The organism is Rhodococcus sp. 7Tela_A2 (assembly GCF_049311045.1).
In the GTDB taxonomy this organism is placed as follows: Bacteria; Actinomycetota; Actinomycetes; order Mycobacteriales; family Mycobacteriaceae; genus Rhodococcus.
The window spans coordinates 22,456-41,150 of sequence record NZ_JAXION010000011.1 but is presented as its reverse complement, the minus strand read 5'-3'; the positions used below and the strand labels follow the sequence as shown (position 1 = coordinate 41,150).

Annotated in this window: 16 protein-coding genes and 1 tRNA gene; 7 read left to right on the top strand and 10 right to left on the bottom strand. The window is 68.2% G+C overall.

What is annotated here, in order from left to right:
• Nucleotides 1-53: 53 nt before the first annotated feature.
• On the bottom strand, nucleotides 54-674 hold the full coding sequence (locus tag TVH25_RS03880) for a 50S ribosomal protein L25/general stress protein Ctc (RefSeq protein WP_169621499.1): 621 nt from the start codon (nucleotides 672-674) through the stop codon (nucleotides 54-56).
• Between the two features lie 207 nt (nucleotides 675-881).
• The gene (locus TVH25_RS03875; RefSeq protein ID WP_422423398.1) at nucleotides 882-2,060 is read right to left on the bottom strand and encodes an aminotransferase class V-fold PLP-dependent enzyme; all 1,179 of its coding nucleotides are present in this window, start codon (nucleotides 2,058-2,060) and stop codon (nucleotides 882-884) included.
• 173 nt (nucleotides 2,061-2,233) lie between these two features.
• On the opposite strand from TVH25_RS03875, the gene egtA reads away from it, so the two are divergent.
• The 5 genes from egtA to TVH25_RS03850 are packed head-to-tail and all read left to right on the top strand — an operon-like array spanning nucleotide 2,234 to nucleotide 7,761.
• Nucleotides 2,234-3,457, top strand: coding sequence for an ergothioneine biosynthesis glutamate--cysteine ligase EgtA (egtA, locus tag TVH25_RS03870; RefSeq protein WP_169621500.1), 1,224 nt, complete (start codon nucleotides 2,234-2,236; stop codon nucleotides 3,455-3,457).
• Entirely contained in the window at nucleotides 3,454-4,764 is a 1,311-nt protein-coding gene (gene egtB / locus TVH25_RS03865) for an ergothioneine biosynthesis protein EgtB (RefSeq protein ID WP_296551009.1), read from the top strand. Before egtA ends, egtB begins: the two co-directional genes overlap by 4 nt.
• On the top strand, nucleotides 4,757-5,506 hold the full coding sequence (egtC, locus tag TVH25_RS03860; RefSeq protein WP_422423397.1) for an ergothioneine biosynthesis protein EgtC: 750 nt from the start codon (nucleotides 4,757-4,759) through the stop codon (nucleotides 5,504-5,506). Before egtB ends, egtC begins: the two co-directional genes overlap by 8 nt.
• Nucleotides 5,503-6,459 (top strand): L-histidine N(alpha)-methyltransferase, encoded by a 957-nt coding sequence (gene egtD, locus TVH25_RS03855; RefSeq protein WP_169621503.1) that lies wholly within the window; start codon nucleotides 5,503-5,505, stop codon nucleotides 6,457-6,459. The genes egtC and egtD overlap by 4 nt, the downstream gene beginning before the upstream one ends.
• 42 nt (nucleotides 6,460-6,501) lie before the next feature.
• The gene (locus TVH25_RS03850) at nucleotides 6,502-7,761 is read left to right on the top strand and encodes an MFS transporter (RefSeq protein ID WP_296551011.1); all 1,260 of its coding nucleotides are present in this window, start codon (nucleotides 6,502-6,504) and stop codon (nucleotides 7,759-7,761) included.
• Here the strand turns inward: TVH25_RS03850 and TVH25_RS03845 are convergent.
• Together TVH25_RS03845 and TVH25_RS03840 are read right to left on the bottom strand one after the other, a co-directional pair.
• A complete protein-coding gene (locus tag TVH25_RS03845) occupies nucleotides 7,709-10,303 on the bottom strand; it encodes a LuxR C-terminal-related transcriptional regulator (RefSeq protein WP_422423396.1) in 2,595 nt (864 codons plus the stop codon). The two genes, TVH25_RS03850 and TVH25_RS03845, sit on opposite strands and share 53 nt — an antisense overlap.
• Before the next feature lie 119 nt (nucleotides 10,304-10,422).
• Nucleotides 10,423-11,391: a TIGR03557 family F420-dependent LLM class oxidoreductase gene (locus TVH25_RS03840; RefSeq protein ID WP_422423395.1), complete on the bottom strand. Its 969-nt coding sequence runs from the start codon at nucleotides 11,389-11,391 to the stop codon at nucleotides 10,423-10,425.
• A 152-nt stretch (nucleotides 11,392-11,543) separates the two neighbouring features.
• Between TVH25_RS03840 and TVH25_RS03835 the strand changes: the two genes are divergently transcribed.
• Entirely contained in the window at nucleotides 11,544-12,665 is a 1,122-nt protein-coding gene (locus TVH25_RS03835) for a hypothetical protein (RefSeq protein ID WP_169621507.1), read from the top strand.
• A 4-nt stretch (nucleotides 12,666-12,669) separates the two neighbouring features.
• On the opposite strand, the gene TVH25_RS03830 is transcribed toward TVH25_RS03835, so the two are convergent.
• The 6 genes from TVH25_RS03830 to TVH25_RS03805 all read right to left on the bottom strand — a co-directional run bounded on the left by TVH25_RS03830 (nucleotide 12,670) and on the right by TVH25_RS03805 (nucleotide 17,823).
• On the bottom strand, nucleotides 12,670-13,641 hold the full coding sequence (locus tag TVH25_RS03830) for a calcium/sodium antiporter (RefSeq protein ID WP_169621508.1): 972 nt from the start codon (nucleotides 13,639-13,641) through the stop codon (nucleotides 12,670-12,672).
• Between the two features lie 52 nt (nucleotides 13,642-13,693).
• Nucleotides 13,694-14,377, bottom strand: a complete 684-nt coding sequence (locus TVH25_RS03825; RefSeq protein WP_169621509.1) for a hypothetical protein — start codon at nucleotides 14,375-14,377, stop codon at nucleotides 13,694-13,696.
• Between the two features lie 155 nt (nucleotides 14,378-14,532).
• Nucleotides 14,533-15,162, bottom strand: a complete 630-nt coding sequence (locus TVH25_RS03820; protein ID WP_422423394.1) for a DUF2461 domain-containing protein — start codon at nucleotides 15,160-15,162, stop codon at nucleotides 14,533-14,535.
• Nucleotides 15,163-15,218: 56 nt separating this feature from the next.
• Nucleotides 15,219-16,196, bottom strand: coding sequence for a ribose-phosphate diphosphokinase (locus TVH25_RS03815; protein ID WP_169621511.1), 978 nt, complete (start codon nucleotides 16,194-16,196; stop codon nucleotides 15,219-15,221).
• Complete coding sequence (gene glmU, locus TVH25_RS03810) at nucleotides 16,193-17,668, bottom strand: bifunctional UDP-N-acetylglucosamine diphosphorylase/glucosamine-1-phosphate N-acetyltransferase GlmU (protein ID WP_169621512.1); 1,476 nt, start codon at nucleotides 17,666-17,668, stop codon at nucleotides 16,193-16,195. The genes TVH25_RS03815 and glmU overlap by 4 nt, the downstream gene beginning before the upstream one ends.
• A gap of 83 nt (nucleotides 17,669-17,751) precedes the next feature.
• Nucleotides 17,752-17,823, bottom strand: a tRNA-Gln gene (locus TVH25_RS03805).
• Nucleotides 17,824-18,059: 236 nt separating this feature from the next.
• Between TVH25_RS03805 and TVH25_RS03800 the strand changes: the two genes are divergently transcribed.
• A complete protein-coding gene (locus tag TVH25_RS03800; RefSeq protein ID WP_296551017.1) occupies nucleotides 18,060-18,665 on the top strand; it encodes a TetR/AcrR family transcriptional regulator in 606 nt (201 codons plus the stop codon).
• Nucleotides 18,666-18,695 lie beyond the last annotated feature (30 nt).

Here is an 18,695-nt window from a genome sequence, read left to right as displayed (position 1 = left end):
CCCCCGCCGCCCCCCCCCCCCCACGAGTGACTTCACAGGGAGCCGGTGAAGACTCAGGCCTCTTCTTCTGCTGCTTCTTCGGCGGCGGGAGCCTCGTCGGCACCCTCTTCGCCCTCGAGCTCATCGGCGGACGGAGCCTCGACGATGTTCACGATCAGCAGATCGGCATCGTCCTGCAGGCTCGAGCCCGACGGCAGCTCGATGCCGCCGGCGAGGATCTGGGTACCGGCCTCGACGCCCTCGATGGAGACCTTGATCTCCTCGGGGAGCTTCATCGCGTCGGCTTCGATCTTGATGGTGCTGACCTCGTTGACGACCAGCGTGCCGCTGGCGGGCTCGCCCTCGAGCACGACGGGCACCTCGACGGTGACCTTCTCGCCGCGCTTCACGACGAGGAGGTCGGCGTGCTCGATGTAGCGGCGGATCGGGTGGACGACGACGGACTTCGTCAGCGCGAGCTGCTCGGTGCCGTCGATGTCCAGGGTCAGGATGGCGTTGGTGCCGTGGGCACGCAGGACGGCGGCGAACTCACGCGAGGGGAGCGCGAGGTGCTGCGGGTCGGTGTTGTGGCCGTACAGCACGGCGGGGACCTGACCGTCGCGGCGGGCACGGCGCGCGGCGCCCTTGCCGAACTCGGTGCGGACGCTGGCTACGAGATTGTTCTCGTCGGACATGATGTAACGGCTCCTACGCTGATGGCACTTCGTGGTCGGGTGTTCTCGGCAAGTGGGCCGGCACGCGCGACAGGAGCAGGTGCTCATCAAAGCCGCGGCCGCGTCGATCACGGTGATCCGACAGATGCGGTCCACCCTCGCCGAGACAACTCGATCCACTCTACCGGATCGGCACCTCGGACGCGAACCCGCGCAGGTGGAGACCGTTTAGCGCGCCGCGAGGTCGCGGACGGCCGACAGGAACCGGTCCACGTCTGCCGGAGAGACGAAGTAGTGCGGGGAGGCCCGCACGACTGCCTCGAGACGGCGGGCCGACATGTCGAGCAGCGTCGAACTGCGGTGGCTCACCGTCACCGTCACCGACCGTTGCGCCAGAGCGTCCCGCACCGCGTCCGGTTCCCAGCCGTCCAGCGTGAACGAGACGATTCCGCTGCGCCGGTCACCGAGATCTCGCACGGTCGCGCCGGGGATTCGATCGAGACCGTCGCGCAGGTGCTGGGCGCGATAACCGAGCGCGTCGACCACCTCGTCGACCCCGAGACCGAGCAGATAATCGACGGCCGCGCCCAGCCCCAGTCGTGCGGCGACGTCGGCTTCCCACATCTCGAACCGGGTGGCGTCCGGCGCGTAGTCGAAGCGATCCGGCGCCGTCCACACCGCACTGTGCAGATCGATCATCGCGGGTTCGAGTTGGGTGACCAGGCGCGGCCGGACATAGAGGAAGCCCGTGCCGCGAGGCCCCCGTAGCCACTTGCGGCCGGTTCCGGAGAGCGCGTCGACGTCGAGTTCGGGAATGTCGACCCGCAAGTGGCCGACGGATTGGCACGCGTCGAGCAGTACGAGTGCGCCCACCGCGTGGGCGGCATCGGCCACCTCCCGCACGGGATTGACCAGCCCTCCGTTGGTGGGAGCGTGTACGACGGACACCAGCCGGACACGCTCGTCGAGCATCCCGGTCAGCGCATCGAGGTCGATGCGTCCGGACGGATCGGACGGAACCACCTCCACGTGAGCCCCGGTCGTTCGTGCACGCTGCAGTGCCGCAACCGCATTCGCGGCGTATTCGGCCCGGGAGAGGAGGATTCTGTCGCCGGGCCGCAACGGCACCGCGTAGAAGAACGATGTCCACGCACGCGACGCGCTGTCCGACAGTGCGATGGATTCCGCCGGCGCGCCGAGCAGACGGCCGAGCGAGGTCTTCACCGCGTCGAGATCGCCGCGCCGCTCGTTCGCCGCGACGTATCCGCCCACCTCGGCTTCCCGCCGCAGGTGCGACACCACAGTGTCGACCACCGGGGTGGGTGGAAGCGACGAACCGGCGCTGTCGAGGAACACGCGTTCGAAGCATCCGGGTGTGTCCCGGCGCGCCTGCTCGAGATCCAGCATCGGCACATCCCCTCCCGCACGTCGGCGTGGTCGTCTCGGACAGTATCCCGCCGCACCGGAATCCCACCGGGTTGCCTGCCGCGCGGAGGCGATCTCCCCGCGTTGCGTGCCCACGCGCGTTAGTCTCGTTCGCAGACCTTGTCAGGCAGCCGTGGGGGGTGAATCGAGTGGTGATGTCGATCAATTTTCCGGTATCGCACGCTCGGGCGGGACTCGGGACACGCGGAGCTGCCGAAAAGCACGTCCGGGACGTGAGCTTCCGTGCCGGTCCACCACGCCTGATCGGCGTCGAACTCGAGTGGCTCACGGCGCGTGCCGACATCACGGCCGCGCGCCCGCAACTGTCCTCCCTCGTCGATGCGCTCGGCTCACATGCGCCCCGGACGGTCCTGCCGCCGTCGTCGGAGAGACCGCTGCCGTCGGGCAGTGTGGTGAGCCTCGAGCCCGGTGGTCAGGTGGAACTGTCGAGTGCGCCCTGCACCTCCGCGCGTCAGGTATGCGATCGGCTCAGCGCCGACGCGAGGATGCTCCGCGCGCTGCTCGCGCGTCGTTCGGTGACGATGCTCGACGGCGCCTCCGACGCGATCCGGCCCCCTCAGCGGCTGCTCCACACTCCCCGGTACGGGGCGATGGAAATGCGCTACGACCGGATCGGGCCTATGGGCCGGCTCATGATGAACAACACCGCCGCTGTGCAGGTCAGTGTCGATGCCGGCGAGAACGACGACGAGATCGACCGCCGCTGGAAGCTGCTGCATGCCATGGGCCCGGCGATGATCGCCGCCTTCGCGTGCTCGCCGAGCATGCGGGGCGCTCCGGACGGTGAGTGGGTGTCGCAACGGATGCGTGCGTGGCTGGCACTCGACCCCGAACTCACCGATGTGCCCGACCCGGCCGGCTATCCGGCGTGGGTGATCGATGCGCCGTTGACGTGCGTGCGTTCCGGCGAACCGGAGTGGCATGCTCCACCGGGCGCAACGTTCGCCGACTGGCTCGACGGGAGTCTCGACGCCGAGATCGGCCGCCGCCCCACCGTCGGCGATCTCGATTACCACATGACGACGCTGTTCCCTCCGGTGCGGCCACGCGGACACCTCGAGGTGCGATACATCGATGCCCAGCCCGGTGACCTGTGGCAGGTACCGGTGGCCGCCATCGAGGCGCTGCTCAGTACACCGGCGGTGACGCAGGAAGCCACTGCGGTCGCAGCTCCTGTTCGGGAGATGTGGAGCGAGGCGGCACGAGTCGGGCTCGGGGCGGTCGAATTGCGCGCCGCCGCAGCAGGATTGCTCTCGCTCGCCGCGGAATCCTCGCGCGACATGCGTTTCACCAGCGCTCTCGACGCCGCCGCTGCCCGATGTCTGCGGGGACGTGCGCCGGAGGTGACCGGGCGGTGACGGCCGCGCGTACCCGGCTCCGTCAGCACCTGGAGCGTGCGCGCGCTCGGACGAGATCGCTGACCGATCTCCCCGACTCCGAGCTCACCGCGCAGCACTCGCCGTTGATGAGCCCGCTGGTCTGGGATCTCGTGCACATCGCCAACCAGGAAGAGCAGTGGCTCGTGCGGAAGGTCGGGGGCCGGCCGCCGCTACGAAGCGGCATCGACGACCTGTACGACGCGTTCCTGCATCCCCGCGCGACACGGCCCGAGTTGCCGCTGCTCGGCCCGGACGAGGCGCGTCGTTACGTCGACGAGGTCCGTGCCGCCAGCTGGGATGCCCTGGACCAGGGGAGTTTCGATTCCGAACTCACGCGTGACGGGTTCGTTTTCGCCATGGTCGCGCAGCACGAGCAGCAACACGGCGAGACGATGCTCGCCACGCATCAGTTACGCGAGGGGCCACCGCTGCTCGACGCCCCGGAGGCGCCTCGGCGGGGAACGCCGCCGGAGCAGAGCCGGGTGCTCGTGCCCGCCGGCGAGGTCGAGATCGGGACGTCGAGCGATCCGTGGGCGCTGGACAACGAACAGCCCGCGCAGCGCGTCCACGTGCCCGCGTTCTCGATCGACACCGTGCCGGTGTCGAACCGGCGTTACCTCGAATTCGTCGAGGACGGCGGGTACCGGCGACCCGAATTCTGGTCCGAGCCGGGATGGAGACACCGCTGTGACGCCGAGCTCGAGGCGCCCCGGTTCTGGACCCACGATCCTGCGGGCCGGCGTGCACGGCGGTCGTTCGGACGGATCGTGGAACTGCACCCGGACGAACCGGTGGTGCACGTGTGCTTCTACGAAGCCGAGGCGTTCGGCCGCTGGGCGGGTGGCCGCCTGCCGACCGAGTTCGAGTGGGAGAAGGCAGCGCGGTGGGATCCCGCCACGGGTCGCAGCCGCGCGTACCCGTGGGGCGACGAGGAGCCCGGCCCCCAGCATGCGAACCTCGGACAGTGTCACCTCGGCCCGGCCGTGGTGGGGGCATATCCGGCGGGGGCGTCACCGCTCGGCGTCCACCAGCTCATCGGGGACGTGTGGGAGTGGACCTCCTCACCGTTCGAGCCGTACCCGGGCTTCCGGGCGTTCCCGTACCGGGAGTACTCGGAAGTGTTCTTCGGGAACGACTATCGGGTACTGCGCGGCGGTTCGTTCGGAACCGACTCGGTCGCGTGCCGGGGAACCTTCCGCAACTGGGATCTTCCGGTCCGCCGCCAGATCTTCGCGGGTTTCCGCCTCGCATACGACCCGGCCGGTGCCGGGGAGCCGGATGTGTAGGCACCTGGGCTATCTCGGACCGGCCACGGGAGCTGCCGAGCTGGTCCATCGCGGCCCGCACTCCTTGATTCGCCAGTCGTTCGCGCCCCGCGACATGCGTGGGGGCGGCACCATCAACGCCGACGGTTTCGGAGTGGGCTGGTGGCGTGACGACGGAACTTTCGGCCGGTACCGGTCGGCCTCACCGATCTGGTCGGATCCCTTTGTGGGAGAGGGGCTGTCGGGAATACGCGGCGGAGCCCTGATGGTCGCGCTGCGATCGGCCACCGAAGGTATGCCGGTGGAACGTTCCGCGGCGGCGCCGTTCGGTGAAGCGCGCTGGGGGTTCAGCCTCAACGGGGTGGTCCGAGGATGGCCCGGATCCCTCGCCTCTCTCGCGTCCACGCTGCCCGTCGAAGACTTGCTGCAACTCGACGCGCCGACCGACTCCGCGGCCCTGTGGATGTTGTTGCGCCACCGGCTTCGGTCGGGGACACCCGATGTCGCTCTGATGTCCCTGGTGCGCGACATCATCGGTGCCGCTCCCGAATCCCGGCTGAACCTGTTGTTGTGCAACGGGTCCGAGATGTGGGCGACGGCGTGGTACCACTCGTTGTGGACCCTTGTGGACGAAGACGTCGCCATCGTCGCCTCGGAACCGTACGACGACGACCTGCGCTGGCAGCCGGTGCCCGACCGGCATCTCGTCCATGCGATACCCGGAAAACTTATCGTCTCCCCGCTGGAGGTCAAGGCTCCATGACAGTCGACGTCTATCTCGAACCCGAACAATTCGACGAGAAGCTCCGCGCCGATGCCTACCGAGGGTTGACGTCGACCCCGAAATATCTCTCGCCCACGTGGCTGTACGACGCGCGCGGCAGCACACTCTTCGAAGAGATCACGCGGCTGCCCGAGTACTACCCGACCCGCACCGAATTCGGTTTGCTGCGGCAATTCGCGGGGGAGATCGCCGACTCGGCGCGGCCGGAGATGCTCGTCGAACTGGGGTCGGGCTCTTCGGAGAAGACCCGTGTGCTGCTCGATGCGCTCGAACCGTACCTCCACACCTACGTACCGCAGGACGTCTCCGAGCCGGCTCTGCGCACCGCGGTGGCACAGCTGTCGGTGGAGTACCCACGGCTGTCGGTACACGGCGTGGTGGGTGACTTCACCGAATCGCTCGAGCATCTTCCCTCGGGAGGACGCCGGATGGTGGCTTTCCTCGGGGGCACGATCGGCAACCTGGTGCCCGAGGAACGGGCCGCGTTCCTCTCCGGACTCGCGTCGATCCTCGACCGCGACGAGTGGCTTCTGCTCGGAGCGGGGCTCGTGGTGGATCCCGAGGTGCTCATCCCGGCCTACGACGATGCTGCCGGAGTCACCGCGGAGTTCGACCGGAACGTACTGCGAGTGCTCAACAACCGTCTGGGCGCCGATTTCGACCCGGATCGCTTCGTCCATCGTGCCGTGTGGGACCCGGACAACGAATGGATCGAGATGCGGCTCGAGGCGACGGAGCCGATGACGGTGTCGGTGCCGGGACTCGATCTCGAGGTGTCGCTGGACAAGGGTGAGCAGATCCGCACCGAGATCTCCGCGAAGTTCCGGCTGGACGGGCTCGGGGCGGAACTCGACCGCGCCGGCTTCGTGGTGCACCGCGAATGGATCGACCGTGACGGCCGGTTCGTCGTGCTGGGCGCCGCCCGCCGCTGATCGGTTGGACAGCCACGCGCGGCGAGAGGGATTGTGGTGGGTATGCCCTCGGAGTCCCGTCCCGTGCTGACCACCCCCGTGCTGTTGCTCATGGCGGTGGCGACGGGGTTGTGCGTAGGCGGCAACTACTTCAACCAGCCTCTGCTCGAGTCGATTGCGACCGCGCTGGGCACGTCGCACTCGGCGGCGGCCGCGACGGTCACCGTCGCGCAGGTCGCCTACGCACTGGGGCTGATCTTCCTGGTACCTCTCGGGGACGTGTTTCCCCAGCGGCGGCTCGCCGTGACGCTCATGCTCGCGGCCGCGGCCGGCCAGGGGATCAGCGGTTTCGCACCCGGCATCGGTGTGCTCATGGTGGGGACCGCCATGGCGGGGCTGTTCTCCGTCGCCGCGCAGGTGCTCGTGCCGTTCGCGGCCACCCTCGCGACCCCCGAGAAGCGCGGCGCTGCGGTGGGCACCGTGATGAGCGGCCTGCTGGTGGGCATCCTGCTCGCGCGGAGTGTCGCAGGGATGCTCGCCGAAGTCGGCGGCTGGTCCACCGTGTACCGCATCGGCGCAGTCCTCACCGCGGTCGTCGCGCTCGCTCTGTGGCGCGTCCTGCCGGCGACGACGCCGACGGCACGCCAGGGCTACGGTGCGACACTGCGGTCGCTCGGCACGCTGGTGTTCGAGCACCCACGGCTGCGCACCCGTGCCCTGATGGGTGGGCTCAGCTTCGCGTCCATCAGCGCGATGTTCTCGACGATGGCGTTCCTGTTGTCCGGTCCGGAGCACGGGCTCGGAGAACTCGAGATCGGTCTCGTCGGACTTGCCGGGGTGGTCGGCGCTGTCGCAGCCTCCGTGGTCGGGCGGCTCGTCGACCGGGGCCTCGGCGCTCTGACGACCGCGGCCGGGATTGCGGTCCTCGTCATGTCGTGGGCGGCACTTGCGGCGGGCGCGGTATCGCTGGTGTGGTTCGTGGTCGGAATGGTCACGATCGATCTTGCCGTGAGCATGGTGCACATCACCAACCAGAACATCGTCTACGCGCTCGATCCCGATGCGCGCTCGCGGCTCAACTCGGTGTACATGACGACCTACTTCGTCGGCGCGGCGTCGGGATCGGCGCTGGGGGCCGCAGCCTGGTCGTTCGGCGGGTGGACGGCGGTGTTCCTGCTCGGTGTCGGCCTGTCGCTGTGTACCGCCGCGGTGTGGATAGTCGACATGCGGGTCGCCGGGAACGGAAACCGGACCGGAGCCGATTCCGCGGTCACGACTCCCGGTCGAGGGGCAGCAACCGGAGTTCGCGGGCGCGCCCGATAGCTTCGGTGCGCGAGTGTGCCCCGAGCTTGCGGTAGGCGGTGCGCAGCTGGGTCTTGACCGTATTGGCGGAGACGAACAACTCCCTGGCGATCTCGGCGTGCGTCGAGCCCCGCGCGAGGAGGACCAGGACGTCGGTTTCGCGCGGCGACAATTCCGCGCGCGGCACCGTTTCCGCAAACACCGCGTCGACCGGCCCTCCGGGTACCGCGATGCCGCTCAGCTCCTCCAACCGGGCCACGGTGCGCGCCGGCACCGTAGTGAACGCGCGCCGGTTCCCGAGAGTCGGTGCAAGAGTGCAGGCGCGCTGCCAGTCGCGCACGGCGCCCGCATGATCCTCCAGGTGGAGGTGGCACGCCGCTGCGATGAGCAGTGCTTCGAGATGTGCGCGAGGAAAACCGCATTCCGGCCACGGCACGTGGCGGAGTTTCGTCAGCGCTGCATCGGGATGGCCGGTCAGAAGTTCCGCCCGCGCGCACGGGACGATCAGCACGGGGTGGCCCGCGGAGTCCTCTCCGGCGCGCGCGAGGGCGAGGTTGCCGTTACCCAGAGCCAGTTGCAGATCCACTTCCGCCGCGCCGAGGAGCACCCGGGAGAATGAGCCGGACCTGTGGCGGTCGCGATGCGACGTGATCAGCTGGTGCACACCGGTCAGTCCGTCGTACGGATTGCCCCCGGCGAGAGAGTGGTACGCCCGGCAGTACGCGACGAAAGCCCACAGTTCTTCGGACTCACCGGGGGTCCCGAGCACATCGAGCGCGTGGGTCGCGGCCTCCAGATCCAGCGAGTCGAGATGGAGCAATGCCGTCGCCGCCCGGCCGCCCATGCGGACTACCGGCCCCCAGTGCCCCTCGGTGGGTTCGGCGCGCTGCTCGATATCGAGCCATTCGCGAGCACGCGGGTTATCGCCCGTCACTGCCCAGTTCAATGCCGAACTGCCCGCCGCGTTCTGGACCGCAAAGGTGATTCCCGACGCGTGCGCGCCTCGGTAGGCGCGGCGGAATGCGGTGGTCGACCGGTCCAGCATTCCCGCGAGCTGAAGCGTGATGGCCCACTGCAGGCGAAGTACCGGAAGGTGCTGTGCGATGGAGTCGGGCTGATGCTCGAGGATGGACGCCACCAGCGGCTCGAGGTTCAGTGTCCGCGTCGCTGCATCCTCGACCCGGCCACCGACACGCAGCGCCAGCGTCTGCACCGTCGCGACGAACAACGCATGGGGAGCGTCCTTCGTCCTGCCGAGTTCACGGAGATCGGCGGGGGCGGAGGGTAGCGAGGTGTGCAGGATGGCGTGCTCGTCGAGCATCTGACTGAACAGCGCCCGTCCCGCGAGAATCGACGGGTATTCGTCGAGTGTCTTCACCGGAAGGCGGCGCAGGATTCTCACGAGCGAACCGAAGTGCTTGTCCACCATGGTGACCCATGACGAGAAGACGATCTCCTTCGCGATCTCCCAGTCCTCGGCTTCGACGGCGTAGACAGCAGCCTCGACCGGATTCTCGTCGCCTCGATGCCGCCTGGCCAACTCCACCAGCAGTGCGTCGACGTGTCCCGGTCGTGAAGCGCGAGAAATCTCGAGGACTGCGGAGCGGACCGCCTCGGTCCACCGCCAGACACCTCTGGGCCGGGACGCGACGAGCAGTCCCCGCATCGTCATGAGGTTCAGCACCGTCGTGGGATCCGGATGCCGGGTGAGTTCGACGGCGGTCGTCGCGTCGGTGCTGCGCGCTGCCGCGATCGTCAGCGCGAAAGCGCGTGACTCGTCGTCCAATTCGGAGAGACGCGCCGCGGCGTAGCGCTTCACCATGTGGGCAAGACGCGGGTCCGGTGAGCCGTCGGGGTCGACCAGTCGCCCGGGTGCGGAGCGGACGAGGGTGACGGACGCGGCGAGATGTGCGGGGACGCCGCCCAACGCGCGGTTGAGGGCATGGCACTCGGCGTCGGTCCGCGGCACACCCGCCGTGTGGAACAACGTCGCCGTCTCGGCCGGCGTGAACGCCATCTGCTCGGTGGGAATGTAGGTGCAGTCGATCCCCTGCTCGGTGGCGCCGGAGAGGTCGGTGTCCGTGGTCCCCGGCGAACACACGATGACGTCGAGGGAGGGACACCGGTTCAGCAGTTCGTAGACGCAGGGCAGCGTGGTCGCGGGATCGAAGACGCCGGCAAGGACCAGGAGAGCCGGCCCCTCACACGACCGGAACGCGTGCACGACCCTGGTGAACGGGTCGGCTCCCGGCTCGTCCGGACCGGAGGCGTGCGGGAACGCATCGTCGCCGTGTGCCCGCAGAGTCTCGAGGACAGCCGTCCATGTCGCGTGGTGCCCAGGGTTCGCGTGGTCGGGAGGGACCCACACCACCGTCCGGCCCTCGGCGCCGCCACCGTGCAGCCAGGATGCGACGAGGGTGCGCTTGCCGAAACCGGGAGGCGCATCGAGCACCGTCAGAGGTGAACCGCGGTCCAGTGCGGCGAACAACCGGGGTCGTGCGAGAGCACAGGTGAGACCACGCCACTGTGGTACGCCGACGCGACCGGCGGCGGGGATACTCACGCAAGCTCCTTCGACGATTGCCCAGCTGGATGCCGAGGCTGCGAACGAGACCCCCGACAGGCCTGATCGGTAAAAGACTACCTGGTCGGATGTGGTGAAGACCCGGTGAATCGTGACGATCAGCCGGATGCCGGGAGGGCGCGCAGCGATTCGAGGAGTTCGGTGCGGAAAAACGAGAGGAAGCCGTCGGGGTCGGGTCCGGCATTCATGAACACGAGATGGTCGTAGCCGGCGTCGGCATGAGTGCGTGCGAGGTCGAGGAAGGCCTCGGGCTCACTGCCGCACACGAAGTTCTCGAGCATGTCTTCGCGCCGCACCGTCTCGGTCGCCGCGGCGAAGTTCACCGGATTGGGAAGTTCGCTCATCACCTTCCATCCTGTGACACCCCACCGGTTGGTGCGCAGCGCCGCATCCGCGGCGTCGTCCGCATTCGGTGCCCACGCCACCGACATCTCCGCGTATCGTGGCCCGGTTCCGCCGGCGCTCCGATACGTCTCGACCAGCTCGGACGACGGTTCGGTCGTGAAGAGCCCGTCCCCGTGCTCGGCGGCCAGGCGTGCAGCGTCGGGTCCGCCCGCGGCGACGACGATGTCGGGCAACACCTCCGGGAGGTCGAAGACGCGTGCCTCGTCGAGCTGGAGGTACTCACCGTCGTAGCTGTGATAGCCGCCCGACCACAGCAGCCGGATGATCTCCAGCGACTCCCGGAACATCACCTGACGATGCCGGATGGACGGGTACTCCAGGCCCACGACATGCTCGTTGAGACGTTCACCCGAACCCACGCCGAGACTGAACCGGCCGTCGGACAACAGGGAGACCGTCGCGGCGGCCTGCGCGATGATCGCCGGGTGGTACCGGATGGTCGGGCACGTCACGCCGGTGGCGAGCCCGACGGTGTCGGTGCGTGCTGCGATCGCGCCGAGCACCGACCAGGCGAACGGCGAATGCCCCTGCACGTCGAGCCACGGATGGTAGTGGTCGCTGATCTCGACGAAATCGAAGCCCGCGGCTTCCGCGGAGACTGCTTGCCGTACCAGTTCGGCGGGACCGAAGGCTTCGGCGGCGAGTTTGTACCCGAACTTCATGCGCACTCCTCGTAGGAACGGATCGGAGGACTCACCGAGTACCCGAGCGGCAGGCCGGGAAACGGCGTGAGACACCCAGCGCGCGGGCACGTCTCCCATGCCCCGTCTCGTGCAGGTCGCCGTTGCGGGGCGCCGATAGGAGATGTCGTGGGATGATCCGCGGACCATTCGTGCGGGGTTCGGGGGCCGGTGTGCAGGGTGAGGTGCATCGTCGGAGAGCGACGACGGCGGTTGCCGTCACCGTCGCGTCCGTGCTGTGTTTCGTGCTCGCGGCGTGCGCGACCGTGGTTGCCGGTACCTCTCCGGTGCCACCTCCCCGCGAGCCGGATCGCATCGAACCCAACACCTACAGCCAGCCGGTCTCCGCCGCGGACAAGGTGGCGCTCGAACTCGCCGAGCGCCTCCGTCGCCTGGACCCGTGTGCGCTGATGCCCGAAGCCGTTGTCGGGAAATACGGCGAACTACGCAGGTTCGGGCCGGAGAAAGGTTTCGATACGTGCACCGCCGTCGTGCGCCGGCCGGGGGACCGGCAACGCGATCTGTCGATCACCCTGGATCTGTCGGCGCCGCCCCGTGGTGAGGAGGATCGGGCCGTCCGATTCGGCGGCGCCGAGATCGAGCGTCTTCGAGTTGTCGGTGACTCCACCGCCGAGTGCACCCGGTGGTTCGCGCTCGACCTGCCCGTCACCGCCTTCGTCGACGGTGATCCGCCGGTGCGGACCGCGGCGGTGCACGTGGTCGAGCACTTCCGGCCCGGTGTCGTTCCGGAGACCGGCACCGCGTGCGAGGCGGCCGACGAGACACACGATGTTGCCGTCGACGGACTCCGGGCACTCCCGGCCCGCCCCACGAGAGGTCCGGGAAGGATCCGTCTCGCCGCTGCCGACCCGTGCGAGGTCGTCGGATTGTTCGCACCCGAGAATCTCATCCAGTGGTCGGTGGACGCCGACCCGTACCGCTGCGACTACTCGGTGCTGTTGCCCGGCGGTGGTGCCCAGACCTGGAGCGTGCGGTTCGGGCTCGAACCCGAGGGGGCACCGGTTGCGGGCCCGGACCGCGAGGGGACATCCGTGGCGGGCCGCAGCATCGTCCTCCGGCGCGACGGCGACCTGTGCACGGCAGCCACACCGGTGGAGGACGCCGTCGACACCGACCGGGTGGCCGCGCGCACGGGCGGGCGCACCGTACCGACGGTCGCCGTGTCCAGTGCCGGCACCGACTGCAGTCGTCTGGCGCCGTTGGTAGCGGAACTCGCCGACCTCGCGCTGACGTGACCGGTCACGTGCGGGTCGTGAGCAGGAACGTGAGATAGACGCCGTAGGTCGCGATGAACAGCGCACCCTCGGCGCGCGACAGCCGCCGGCCCGTGAGAAACGCAGGGATGCACAGAAATGCGACCGCAGCCATCAGCGGCAGGTCGACTCGGACGATCTCGTCGGGCACCGTCACCCCCCCGGGGGTCGCCAGCACGGTCGCGCCCAGGATGAACACGATGTTGTAGACGCTGGAACCGAGAAGGTTGCCGATCGCGATGTCGCGCTCGTTGCGAATCGTGGACACGATCGTGGTCACCAGTTCCGGTGCGGACGTACCGATCGCGACGACGGTCAACCCGATCACCGTGTCCGAGACGCCGAGGGCCTGCGCGGACGCGACCGCGGCGTCGACGAGGATGTCCGCACCGAGTACGACGATAGCGATCCCGCCGAGCAGCATCGCCACCTCGGTGAGGGTCGCGCCGAGTCGCCAGGGGACGGGGTCGGGGGAGAACTCGTCGGCGTATTCCAGACGGACGGCGGCGGCTTCGGCTCGGCCGGCGCGGATAACGAGAACGGTATACAGCAGTCCGAACGCGATGAGACCGGCACCTTCGAGCGGTGAGATCAGGCCGTCCGCGGACGTCGCCCACAACAGGAGCGCGGCCGCGGTGATGGCAGGAAGGTCGATGCGGAGCGTCTGTGTGCCCAGGTGGATCGTGCGGACGAGCGCACTGAGTCCCAAGATCAGCAGCAGGTTGACGATGTTGGTGCCGACGATGGTGCCGAGCGCGAGACCCGCGTTTCCCGTTGCGGCGGATTCGATTCCCACCGCGAGTTCGGGTGCGCTCGTGCCGAGGGCCACGACAGTCACCCCGATCACGATCGGAGTGATGCCGAGCCGGGCTGCGAGTCGCGAACCACCGCGCACCAGCACCTCGGCCCCGACCACGAGAACGACCAGGCCGGTGACGAGACCGAGGACAGAATTCATCGGTCGAAGGGTAACGCGCAGACGGGCGGATGGCTTCCTGTCTGCACTCGGGTTACTTCGACGTCGCGCTCAGGCGAGCCTTCTCCAGCGCGGCGAGAGTGCGCAGGACGGTGGCTTTCTGCTTCTCGAGATCACTGCGACGTGCTCGGGCGGCGAGACCGCTCTGCTCGGCGACGCGCGCGAGTTGCGCGTCGATCGACGTGAGCTGGTCGAGCAACGCGAGAGCGCGAGTCTGAATCTCGTCGATATCGACCGCACCGCTTTTCACCGGTGCCGGGGCCTTCGCCGACGACGACGAGGGACGGGCGCTGCCGGCGGTGGAAGAGGACGACGAGGAAGCGGAGGCGCGCTTGGTGGCAGGCTTGCCCTCGGCGACGACGGCGGCCGCACGTGGGCGCAGCGCCTTCCTGACAAGCTCGGGATCGGGCTGGTGTTCGAGCCGGATCTCGTTGAGTACGCGACGGGAATCGCGGGCACCGACGCGATGCTCGTATTCCTCGTCGTCATCCGACTGGAGCGTTCCTCCGATAGGACGCAGACCGTACATGCCCATGAAACGACGGGCTTCCTCGATCACCGCTTCGTGGTGTCGGCAAGTCGCGCATCGGGGTTCGTTGCGGTATTCCTCGACCGAATCGGTGCCGCCACACCAGACGCACGCCCCGGGAGACCACCGTCGCGAGGTTCGGATTGTCGCGTTTTCGGTGGGGGCCTCGAGAGTCTGCGCGTCGATCACGAGGAGCAACTTTAGGTCAGGGCCCCACCGGTGCGGCACCCCGGTCCGGCGTGACCTGCGACGGAGCCGACCGGAAGTGACGAAGATCATCACGCTCCAGGTTTAGAGGCAAACCATTGCGGCACACTGCAATTCCATACCGGGTGGTCTGCAGGTCACGAAGCGGTCGCCGAGGTCAGCCACTCCACCAACGGCCGGAACGCGCGCCAGGAGTTGCGGACCTCGTCGAGGGTGCGCGTGCTGTCGATCCACGGAGGAGAGACGTCGCTGCGACCGGCGTTCAGTGACCGGTGCCGCAGCAGGTCGAGACGCGGATGGTCGGGGTCGACACCGCGCGGTCGCGTCGTCAACGTCGAACCACCGATCTCGTACCCGCCGCGCCGCAGTCGCCGGAGAATCTTGCCGAGTTCGGTTCCACGTCGTTCGTCGTCGACGGCTGCGCGGTACGCCGCGACCTGTGCGGGCGTCCCCGAATAGAACCCACCGGCCACCGTCAGGCCCGCCGCGTCGATCTGGACGTAGTAGCCGACACTCGGACCGGTCGCGACGAAGCCACCCTGATGGGTCTTGTACGGGGTCTTGTCGTTGCTGAACCGGACGTCCCGGTACGGCCGGAACACCTTGCCCGGCCCGAATTCCTGCTCGAGATCGGCGAGCAGAGCAAGCATCGGGCCGCGCACGCAGTCGTCGTAGACGGCCTTGTGCGCGGCCCAGAACGGTTTGCTGTTGTCGGCCTCGAGATCCTCGTAGAAGTCGAGAGCCGCGGTCGGGAAACCGGTGAACATCGAGGAGCGCCTTTCGGTCCGTGCGGCCCGGGAGTCACCACCTCGTGGTGCAGTTTCTAGGCGACGCCGTTGAACAGCGAAGTCACCGAACCGTTCTCGAACACCTCGCGGATGGTCTGTGCCAGCAGCGGCGCGATCGTCAGCACGGTCAGCGAGTCGAACTGCTTCTCCGGCGGGATGGGCAGCGTGTTGGTGACGATGACTTCCTTGGCACCGCACGCCGCGAGGCGCTCGGCGGCCGGGTCGGAGAGCACACCGTGGGTCGCGGCGATGATGACGTCGCCGGCACCGGCCTCCTTGAGGACGCGAACCGCTCCGGCGATGGTGCCACCGGTGTCGATCATGTCGTCGATCAGGATGCAGGTACGACCCTCCACGTCACCGACCACACGGTTCGACTTGACCTGGTTCGGGACGAGCGGGTCGCGGGTCTTGTGGATGAACGCGAGCGGTGCGCCGCCGAGGGTGTCGGCCCACTTCTCGGCGACCCGGACGCGACCGGAGTCGGGGGAGACGACCGCGATGTTGTCGACGCCGTACTTGCCGCGGATGTACTCCGCCAGCTGGCCCTGCGCATGCATGTGATCGACGGGGCCGTCGAAGAAGCCCTGGATCTGGTCGGTGTGCAGGTCGACGGTGATGATGCGGTCCGCACCCGCGGTCTTGAGCAGATCCGCGATCAGGCGAGCCGAGATGGGCTCACGTCCGCGGTGCTTCTTGTCCTGCCGCGCATACGGGTAGAAGGGCAGGATCGCGGTGATGCGCTTGGCGGAACCGCGCTTGAGGGCGTCGATCATGATGAGCTGTTCCATGACCCACTGATTGAGCGGGAACGGGTGGCTCTGGAGCACGAACGCGTCCGAGCCTCGCACCGACTCGTCGAACCGGACGAAGATCTCGCCGTTGGCGAAGTCACGTGCCGTCTGCGGGGTGAGAGGTACACCCAGTTCCTTGGCGACCTGCTCGGCCAACTCGGGATGCGCCCGGCCGGCGAAGAGCATCAAGTTCTTCTGGTTGTCGATCCAATTGGTCACTGGTCCTGGCCGTCCTTTTGCCGATCGTGGTCGTGCTGCTGCTGTGCTCTCGATGCTGCCTCGGCAGCGGCGGTTCCGGCGCGGTTTCGCTGGACCCACCCGTCAATATTGCGCTGTGGCGCGCCCGACACCGCCAGCGCCCCCGGTGGGACGTCGCGGCGGAGCACCGTTCCGGCACCGGTGTAGGCACCGTCACCCACCGTCACCGGGGCCACGAACATAGTGTCCGAGCCGGTCCGTACATGGGATCCGACCACGGTGCGGTACTTCTCGACGCCGTCGTAGTTGACGAACACACTCGACGCGCCGATGTTGGAGTGCTCGCCGATCTCCGCATCCCCGACGTACGTCAGGTGCGGCACCTTGGAATGGGAACCGATCTGGGCGTTCTTCGTCTCGACGAATGCGCCGAGCTTGCCGTTCGCGCCCAGTTCGGTGCCCGGACGCAGGTAGGTGAACGGTCCCACGGTCGCCCCGGCGCCGATCACCGAGCCGGTCCCGTGGGTACGGATGACAGACGCGCCGGCACCTACCTGCACGTCGGTCAGTGTCGTGTCCGGTCCGATGACCGCGTCCTCGGCGACCACGGTGCGGCCGTGCAGCTGGACACCGGGATGGAGGGTGACATCCGTGCCGAGTACGACGTCGATGTCGACCCAGGTGGACGCCGGATCGACGACGGTCACGCCGTCGCGCATCCACTGCGTCAGCACCCGGCGGTTCAGCTCGGCGGTCAGCGCTGCGAGCTGGACCCGGTCGTTCACTCCGGCGACCTGGACCGAGTCCTCGGTGTGCAGTCCGCGGACCGCGAGACCCTCGCGGTGTGCGATCTCGACGACGTCGGTGAGGTACAGCTCGCCCTGGGCGTTGTCGGTGTCGAGACTGCCGAGCGCCGACCGCAGACGGGCCGCGTCGAACGCGTACACGCCGGTGTTCACCTCGACGATGGCCCGCTGGCGGAGGGTGGCGTCTTTCTCTTCGACGATCGCCGCGACGTCACCGTCGGTGGTCCGCACGATGCGTCCGTAGCCGGTGGGGTCGGGCACCGTAGTCGTGAGGACCGTGACCGCGGCGGAATCCGGTTCCGTGTGCGTCTCGAGCAACTCGCGCAGCGTCTCGGGCGAGAGCAGAGGTACGTCGGCGGCGGTGACCAGCACTGTTCCGGCGAAGTCGGAGGGCAGTTCGGCGAGTCCGCATGCGACGGCATGGCCGGTTCCGCGCTGCTCTTCCTGCACCGCGATGCGCACCTCGTGACCCGTGTCCTCGGCGAACTCGGCCACCGCGGCGCCGACCCGGTCGCGTTCGTGCCCGATCACGGTGACGAGGTGTCCGGGCTCCAGTGCGCTCGCCGCCCGAAGGGAATGAGCGAGCATCGAGCGCCCGCCGAGACTGTGCAGAACCTTCGGGGTCTTCGACCGCATCCGGGTTCCTGCTCCGGCTGCCAGGACAATGATCGCGGTCTGCACCTGCATGTAGCTCCCTCGACAAGGTCTGCATACGCACGGAATTGCCGCGTGCGCACGGGAGCGCGACGGCTCCCCGAAAACGGTCCCCGCTCCGCCGCCAGGACTCGAACCTGAACTATCTGAACCAAAATCAGAGGTGCTGCCGATTACACCACGGCGGACTGCCACACCCCCGGCGCGCGGCGCACTCCGGGCATGCGTCCCTGATCCTCGCACGGGAGGCGCGCGGCGTCGAACGTGGGGGGTGATCTGCTCGTTGTCGATAGTCTGGGCGGCGACCGACCCCGAGTGATGCCCCGACGTGGTGCGTCGGAAAGGACGAACCGTGTCACGATCGTCGCAGGACCGTACGGAGCAGGCCAGTCGGAAAAGCACCGAGCGCGCGCCCCGGATCCGGATGACCGGAACGCAGCGGCGCGAGCAACTCATCGAGATCGGACGCGCTTTGTTCGCCGAGCGTGGTTACGACGGCGCGTCGATCGAAGAGATCGCGCAGCGGGCCCAGGTGTCCAAGCCTGTCGTGTACGAGCACTTCGGAGGTAAGGAAGGGCTCTACGCGGTGGTGGTGGACCGCGAGATGACGGTGCTGATGTCGATGGTGACCGAGAGCCTGACCCGGAACCGCTCACGAGTGCGGGTCGAGCGTGCTGCCCTCGCGCTCCTCACCTATATCGAGGAGCGCACCGACGGGTTCCGCATCCTCGTGCGTGACTCGCCGGTCGCCGCGGAGGAAGGCACCTACTCGAGTCTCCTCAACGAGGCGATGCGCCAGGTCGGCCAGTTGCTCGCCGGCGACTTCTCCCGGAGAGGACTCAATCCGGAACTCGCGCCTCTGTACGCGCAGGCACTGGTCGGGATGGTCGCCACGACGGCGACCTGGTGGCTGGACGAACGGACGCCGTCGAAGGAAGTTGTCGCAGCGCACCTCGTCAACCTGTGCTGGAACGGGCTGACCCGGCTCGAAGCAGACCCGGCGCTCGGAAACAAGCATCTCGGCACGTAGTCGTTCTGTTTCGAGGCGGTGCAACGCATC